The sequence below is a fragment of the Chamaesiphon sp. OTE_20_metabat_361 genome (genome assembly GCF_031364565.1).
In genome coordinates this window covers 1-7,449 of sequence record NZ_JANLWO010000567.1, presented here as the reverse complement: position 1 = coordinate 7,449, position 7,449 = coordinate 1, and the positions used below count along the sequence as shown (strand labels likewise).

The 7,449-nt window shown below is 49.1% G+C and carries 7 protein-coding genes, 1 tRNA gene and 1 pseudogene; 7 read left to right on the top strand and 2 right to left on the bottom strand.

Annotation, left to right across the window (positions count from 1 at the left end):
- Positions 1 to 226 precede the first annotated feature (226 nt).
- Together RMO35_RS16350 and RMO35_RS16345 are read right to left on the bottom strand one after the other, a co-directional pair.
- Positions 227 to 1,513 (bottom strand): TldD/PmbA family protein, encoded by a 1,287-nt coding sequence (locus RMO35_RS16350; protein ID WP_309742385.1) that lies wholly within the window; start codon positions 1,511 to 1,513, stop codon positions 227 to 229.
- A 314-nt stretch (positions 1,514 to 1,827) separates the two neighbouring features.
- A complete protein-coding gene (locus tag RMO35_RS16345) occupies positions 1,828 to 2,688 on the bottom strand; it encodes a Tab2/Atab2 family RNA-binding protein (RefSeq protein WP_310416340.1) in 861 nt (286 codons plus the stop codon).
- Between the two features lie 333 nt (positions 2,689 to 3,021).
- On the opposite strand from RMO35_RS16345, the gene gshA reads away from it, so the two are divergent.
- The 7 genes and pseudogenes from gshA to RMO35_RS16310 all read left to right on the top strand — a co-directional run.
- Positions 3,022 to 4,158 (top strand): glutamate--cysteine ligase, encoded by a 1,137-nt coding sequence (gene gshA, locus RMO35_RS16340; protein WP_309742383.1) that lies wholly within the window; start codon positions 3,022 to 3,024, stop codon positions 4,156 to 4,158.
- A gap of 277 nt (positions 4,159 to 4,435) precedes the next feature.
- Positions 4,436 to 4,906, top strand: coding sequence for a tRNA (cytidine(34)-2'-O)-methyltransferase (locus RMO35_RS16335; protein WP_309742382.1), 471 nt, complete (start codon positions 4,436 to 4,438; stop codon positions 4,904 to 4,906).
- 251 nt (positions 4,907 to 5,157) lie between these two features.
- Positions 5,158 to 5,412 carry a hypothetical protein gene (locus RMO35_RS16330; protein ID WP_309742381.1) on the top strand — a complete coding sequence of 85 codons (255 nt, stop codon included), beginning with the start codon at positions 5,158 to 5,160 and terminating at the stop codon, positions 5,410 to 5,412.
- A gap of 85 nt (positions 5,413 to 5,497) precedes the next feature.
- A complete protein-coding gene (locus tag RMO35_RS16325; protein WP_309742380.1) occupies positions 5,498 to 5,629 on the top strand; it encodes a hypothetical protein in 132 nt (43 codons plus the stop codon).
- Positions 5,630 to 6,206: 577 nt separating this feature from the next.
- Positions 6,207 to 6,581, top strand: a pseudogene (locus RMO35_RS25405) (M23 family metallopeptidase); the annotation flags it as partial.
- A gap of 93 nt (positions 6,582 to 6,674) precedes the next feature.
- Positions 6,675 to 6,747, top strand: a tRNA-Met gene (locus RMO35_RS16315).
- A gap of 109 nt (positions 6,748 to 6,856) precedes the next feature.
- A partial coding sequence (locus RMO35_RS16310; protein ID WP_396135688.1) for a WD40 repeat domain-containing protein occupies positions 6,857 to 7,449 on the top strand: 593 nt, incomplete at its 3' end.

Below are 7,449 nucleotides of genomic sequence, written 5' to 3'. Positions count from 1 at the left end.
GTGGATAGTGAATAGTGGATAGTGGATAGTGGATAGTGGATAGTGGATAGTGGATAGTGGATAGTGGATAGTGGATAGTGGATAGTGGATAGTGAATAGTGGATAGTGGATAGTGAATAGTGACAGAAAAAAGACGAAAGTGTCTTTTTCTTTCAATTTAGAACCTGACGAAGTTCATTACCTCTTACCTCTTACCTCTTACCTCTTACCCCTTACCCATTACCCCTTACCCCCGTCCCGTCACCGACAACCCCTGCACAATCAATGACGGCGTATGACAAGGGCCATTCCAGTCAACATCAGCACCCAACGCCACAACTTGCTTGAGCGCCGTATAGACATTACCACTCACCATCGTATCCTTAACCCGACCGACAATTTCACCCTTTTTAACCCGATAACCCAGCTCCACATTGATCGAAAAATCGCCAGACATCCCCGCATTACTGCCCAGAATTTGGTCGATGATAATCCCCGAATCGAGATGTTTAACTAGTTCGTCAAAACTCAGCGTCCCCGGTGCGATCGTGAAATTGACTAGATCGGGAGTAGGATAGCTCCCCAAACCCGATCGAAAGCCATTGCCAGTAGAGCCAGAACCCAGTTGCCGCCCGATCGTCCGATCGGCATAAAACAATTTCAGCTTACCTTCTTGAATGAACGTCAATGTCCGCGTTGGCGAACCCTCATCATCAAACGGACAACTAAACGGGCCGCGATCGGGTGCCTGTGTCAGCGTCAGCAGGGGCGAAACCACTTTTTGACCCAATCTATCGCTCCAGGGGGATGCCCCCTCAACGACTAGTTTACCGTTGAGTGCGGCTTGCACGGTTTCCCAGAGCATATCGGCGGCTTTGGCAGTAAATAATACCGGGACTTTCCCGATCGGGGGGTTGACATTCTTTTTCGCCCAGTATAAGCGTTTGAGCACGCTCTGCGCGATTTTGTGCGGATCGAGATGACCGCGTTGGGTTTGTCCATCCCCAACGCTCAAAAAATCATCGCCCCGAATCCACTCGACAGCCAAAAAACCGCTTAATGTGGTGTCCGTGTAGCTACAATTTAGACCCAGACTATTTACCAGGCGGGTGGTTTCGATATCGCAATCCCATTGGCTGCTACAGATCGCATCGGGAAATTCCGATCGCACTAGATCGATCGCGACTTTGCCCATCTCGACCAATTCCTCCATCGGGATGGTATCGCCTAAATTGGGATAGATATTGCGATCGGCTCCATTTAGTTCGGGTGTCTCTGGCTCGTTGAGTTGGGAGAGTTCCAGGCTTTTGGCAACCAATATCTGCGGCTCGACGGCTCCATAAGCCACCGCCAATCCTGGTTTACCATCTTTCCACAACCGCAGCGCAATTCCTTCGCTCTGGGCTGTTTCCAACTGTTTGAGTCGATTTGCTTCAAAGAATACCGGACGGGATAAGGATTTGGCTTGATAGACTTCGGCTGCTTCGGCACCTGCTTTGCTAGCTAGATCTAAAAGTTGTTCGGCGATATCCATTTGGAAGTAGTGAGTAGTGGATAGTGGATAGTGGATAGTGAATAGTGAATAGTGAATGAATGAGTTGTGAGGACTAAAGCATCAGTATCGAAGTCACAAGATCTATCCTCTACTACTATCCTTGCTGTTCGGGCTGTTGCCGATCGAACAGACGCGTTGCTAATGCAGCCAAAGATCTAAAAGTAGGGTGGGCACTGCCCACCACAACGGTTATCGGCGATCTAGTATTAGAATAATCGCACCAACTTACCGATCTTCTGACACGTAGCCGTCGAGCTATTTCATCGCCGATCGACTAATAATTATTAATTAATTTAATTATCTGCTGCATCGTATAAGAGCCAAAATCCGGCAAATTCCTCGCTCTCGGGATCGGATTGAATGGCGATAAAATGTACTCCCTTTGCCTGTTGTTTGCTGGCTTCAAATCGGGCGGCTTCTTGTTGCGTCGTACCATCGAGGCGGGCTAAAATCCAACTTTCGCTAGCCCCTGTCTCTAATAATAATCTGGATTTGGGTGCGGGTTGATAGCGGACGGCGACGATTTCCAAGCCGGACATCCAGGCGGCGATGGGCACTGCTCGTGCTGAGTAGACGATCGATCCGGGAATCTGCATTTCTGGCGTTACTCCCAGCATATCCAGCGGAAAAGCTTCACCAAACCCAATCTGCCAATCTTTCATATCGGCAAACTGACTGGCGGCGAGGGTGGCAAATGTCCACTTTTCACCGATGAGGGCTTCGGGGAGCGGTTGCGGCGGATCGGAAAACATTTGCACCGATGTCGTCGTGGTGGCTTGATAGTTGGGCTGAGCGGGATAAAAATGCTCCAAACGATCGTTTAACCATTGCTGAATCGCGATCGATCTCCGGCTGGCTGCTGCGGGAATGCCGATATCTTTACAAGCTTTGGTAATCATATTATTCATCTGTCGCCGAAAGAAGCGAATCCGCTGCGGCGACTCTCCCGCCTCTTGGATGGCTGCTTGCAAAGCTTCGCCCAACCACAGCGAGTTGACACGATCGCTCGGACAATACTGAGCATACCGAAATAGTTCGCTGGTGGACTGCTCGGTAGTCGATGGACTCTCACACACCAACAATTCCCAAACTTTTTTCTGTCGCTCGTCTACCAGCGGACGTGAGTAAAAATCTATTTCCCAGATCGCTCCCATTACTTTATGTTGTGCTACTTGCGTTGTGATTTTTACGTTAGTTCCCAATTATCCGCGATCGCAGGACATTAGGGAAGAGAGATGGGAGATAGAGATGGAGATGGGAGATGGGAGATGGGAGATGGGAGTAGGAAGTCAGAAGTCAGAAGTCAGAAGTTGGGATATAAGATCGGAAGTTGGGGCGATGGTTTGGGGGTTTATACTGAATATTAGTATTGCATCGAAAATCCTAACGGTTTTGTCTAGATAATCCGCGATCGAGGGTCGGTTGTGTACCTCTCGATCTCCAATTACTCTCATCTCTCATCTCCCATCTCCCATCTCCCTACTCCTATGCTACTTTCCAAAGGATTTGAAATTGAAGTCTACACGGGTACACCCCAAGGCGAGATTGTTGGTTTATCCGATCGAATTGTGGCGGATTTGGATGGGTTTATCATCGAGCCAGATAGTCGCAATGTTGAATATACAACTGCGCCGTTTACTTCTTACGAGCGGCTCCTGTGCGCGCTGGTATTGCCGCGCCGTCAGTTGCGATCGTATCTCAAAGGACTTGGTGACTATACCTTGATTCCGGGGAGTACTTTATCTTTGGGCGGCACCGATACTTTTTATCGTTCCGACCCCCATAATCCTTATCATACCTATATCGAGCAGACTTATGGTACCGATGTGGTGACGGCGAGCGTCCATATCAATATCGGCATCAGCGATCCAGAATTACTGATGCGTGCCTGTCGGCTCGTCCGCGTGGAAGCTCCACTCTACTTGGCTTTGAGTGCGGCATCTCCCTTCATCAATGCTGCGCCTACTGGCTATCATTCTACCCGGTGGGGCTTATTTCCCAAGACACCCGCGCATGTGCCCTTATTTGAGAGTCACGCCCATCATATTCAATGGGTGAACGAACAGCTCGCCCAAAAGACGATGCAAAATGTCCGCCACCTGTGGTCGTCCGTGCGTCCTAATGGCGATCGCCGCCCCTACAACCTCAATCGATTGGAATTGAGGATTTGCGACCTAATTATCGATCCGATCGCCTTGCTGGCCGTTACCAGCCTGATTGAGGCGAGATTGTGGCAGCTCATGAACGATCCGCAGCTCGATCCGTTGGTGATGAGTAGTTTATCGCCTCAAGAATTAGTCGAACTTGCAGATGCCAATGAAATGCTGGTCGCCAAATCCAGTCTCGATGCGACTTTGCGGCATTGGCAGGACGGGCGATCGATTACGGCGCATGACTGGATTGAGGAACTTTACGGTGAGGTACATCCCTTTGCCAAGCAACGGGGTTTTACCTGCTTTCTGTCGCCAGTGAAGAAGATTTTGCGCGAGGGTAATACCGCGCAACAATGGTTGCGGGAATATGCAAAATCGGGCGACGCGCAGGCGGTGCTCATGGGCGCGATCGATCGCGTCGAACAGCAGGAAATCGAATTAGATCGTTATCTTTGTCAGGCTGTCGCCTAAATGGTAGCGTCCACTACCGCAGATCTGCACCAAGATCCCCATTTACGCTCTTGGTGACACATCTGAGTGACCAACACAAAACTCTCCAACTTAACAAATGTATTTAAAATTCCAATCGATCGATCGTTCAGTCCAAATATAAAGAAAATCTATATATTACGAAAAGTTGCGAGTTCGTAACTAAATCGTCATAATCCCGGTGAGGTAACTATTAAAGCTACCTTTTAACCATCAGAGTCCGGAAAACCACACTTCCCCGCCGATCGATTTTGAATTTATGCTCCAACTCGTTTTAGTCAATCCGCAAATTCCCCCAAATACTGGTAATGTTGCCCGCACTTGCGCGGCGACAGGTACCCAATTACACCTGATCGAACCATTAGGATTTGAAATCAGCGATCGCTACCTCAAACGCGCTGGATTAGACTACTGGCCTTATGTTAGCCTCAAAATACATCCGTCGATCGACGCATTTATTGAATTTCAGCGTCAACAGCCTGGACGCTGCATTGGGTTTAGCGTTCGGGGGAAAACAGCCAGTCATTTTGACTTTGGGTTTCAAGCAGATGACTGGTTGTTATTTGGTAGTGAAACCAATGGTCTTCCCGATCAGATGCTGGCACACTGTGCTGCAACAGTTTATATTCCGATGGACGAACCAGGCGTTAGAAGCTTGAATCTCTCTGTGAGTGCCGCTGTGGGGCTATTTGAAGCTCGTCGCCAAGTTAGCGTTGCTCGGGGTGTCTGAGTCAGACGGATACTAGTCAGGGAATAGCATTGAGTCTATTTGAGCTAGCTAAAATCGCTACTAATATTTTGAGCTAGCTCCAACCTCCTAATTTTAGATAAGAAATTTATATCACTGTCGTTCGCGATCGGTCGAAATTAACTTACCAATTTCTTATTCAACTCATCACAAATTCGATCGATAATTGCGATAATTGCGCTCGCGTAGCGTACCGAAGGTAATCGAAATCACTGAGATTAAAAAATTGGGTTGTGAGACTCACACCAGACCGCAACTTCACAATACTTCGTCCGCAAATCCACGGTTGTCGATCGAGCGAGCTATCGGCTAAGGTGTTGTTTGGCAAGGGCTTGAGAAATTGTTCTAGCCGCTCGATCGGTAATTCAAGTCTTCATAAAGCCGCGCAATGCCTGCACAATTTGAAGCAAAAATTACCGATCTGGCTGGAGCGGGATCGCTCCAGAATCGATCGGCAAAAACTTGCAAATTATCGCATCTTAACTTAGAGTTACTTTAGCAATTCAGAATCGGCACCAGTAAAAGGTCATCATTTGCTTTCATCTTTAGAAGCTGACGATCGTCTGGGTTCACATGTTAAAAGTCAATCGCTTAAGCTGCCGTCATGCTGATATTCTTCAAGCCAAGCTCGGTCTTAGATATCAGTTAGCCGTCAGCCCATCCCGACAAGTTCATTTAGATGACTGTCGCTGTAGTCAAAATTAGGAGGTCATTTTTGTTGAAACCCGAAATCACACAGAAAGCTAAGCAAGTTCAATCCCCAATCATCAATCGCGATCTGTCGCTCCAGTCGTCAGCACCAACCGCCAGCAGATTGTCAGGATCGAACAAAATTACCTCTCTGTTTGGTAATCATCGGAGCCGCACCTCAGCCGTGATGCTTGGATTTGCCGTCTTTATGGGAGTCTCCAGCGTCCCTACCAATTATTCGCCTACGATCGCCGCTGCCGAATCAACCGCCATTCCCGCAGTACCGATGCTGCGATCTGGCTCTGTCGAACAGCTCCGCCATGATGTCTCGCAAATGCCAGGACAATCGGCGCCAAATTCGGTTTTAATCGCTCAATCGCTCTCGCCGCGCACTGCCGTGCCAGTCGCTCGTCCTAATCCAGCCAGCTTACAGTTTACCGGAGAGTCTTCTGTTTCGATCGAAGTAGCTCAACCTAAAACTCGGAATTTCAGATCTGTGGCTACCGCCCCAAATATCAACCAGACTGGTGCGGATGGCGAGTTTGGCAGCCCCGACGATCGATATCCCAGTCACAACGGCGTCACTACTCTGAGCTTTATCTGGCCCGCAGAAGGCACGCTCACCTCTAAATTCGGTCGTCGGTGGGGCAGAATGCACAAAGGGATCGATATCGCTGGCCCAGTCGGCACACCGATTAATGCTGCTGCTGACGGTACGATTGTCATTGCTGGTTGGAAATCTGGTTATGGCAACTTAGTCGAAATCAGACACGGCGATGGGACGATTACTCGTTACGGTCATAATAGTCAGCTCTCAGTTACTACTGGTCAAACTGTCCGTCAGGGTCAACAAATCGCCCGAATGGGTAGCACGGGAAACAGTACTGGCTCGCACTTACATTTTGAGATCCGTCCGAGCGGTGGTAGTGCTGTTAATCCGATGGCGCATTTACCCAGCAACGGCTAGATCTAGGAGTTTGTCACCACTGTCTCAAATAGTTTGCTGTTGTGGTGGTTAAAATCGATTTTTTATGCTATGCTGATATACGTTCAATAGCTTGGCTCAATAGCTCAGTCGGTAGAGTAGGGGACTCATAAGCCCTTGGTCGTCAGTTCAAGTCTGACTTGAGCCATATCAAATGTAATTACTCGATCGAGTGTCTAAAACTAGAGCAATACAACTACTGTTGCTCGGTTTTAGAGTAAGGTTGGAGCAGCTACCTTTATTTTTATTTAGCTACGTTGGCAGGCAACCCGCAATCGGAATTAGAGCTAGGTTGGCAATGTCAGCTCGGTGAGTCAGTGACAGGGTTGCGCTGTGCGCCAGACGGTGCGGGCTGGGCAGCGAGTTCGGCAGCGGGAGAAGTAGTCTGGAACAGTGGCTCGAACCAATTAGTCTACTTGCAGCCAGCGAATGGACAGGCGATGCAAGCGGTAGCTTTTAGTGCCGATGGTCGTTGGCTCGCTGCTGGCGGACAAGCTGGCAAATTATTAATTTGGGATTGTGACAATCGTCGGATTTCCCCTCAATTAGTCCAAACCATTGAGATTGATGAGTGGATCGAACATCTAGTCTGGCATCCCCGTCAGCCGCAAATCGCGATCGGATCGGGCGAGCGTGTCAAAATTTGGGACGCAACCGCCAAGCGGGAAGTCACGACCTGGACGTTCGATCGATCCTCGATTTTTGATTTAGCATGGCATCCTGATGGCACAGAGCTAGCAGTAGCTGGCTACAAAGGCGTCCAAATTTGGACGCCACACGCACCGAAGGTTGCCCCACAGCGGATCGATGTCGATACCGCGACAGTCGCTATCGCTTGGTCGGCAGATGG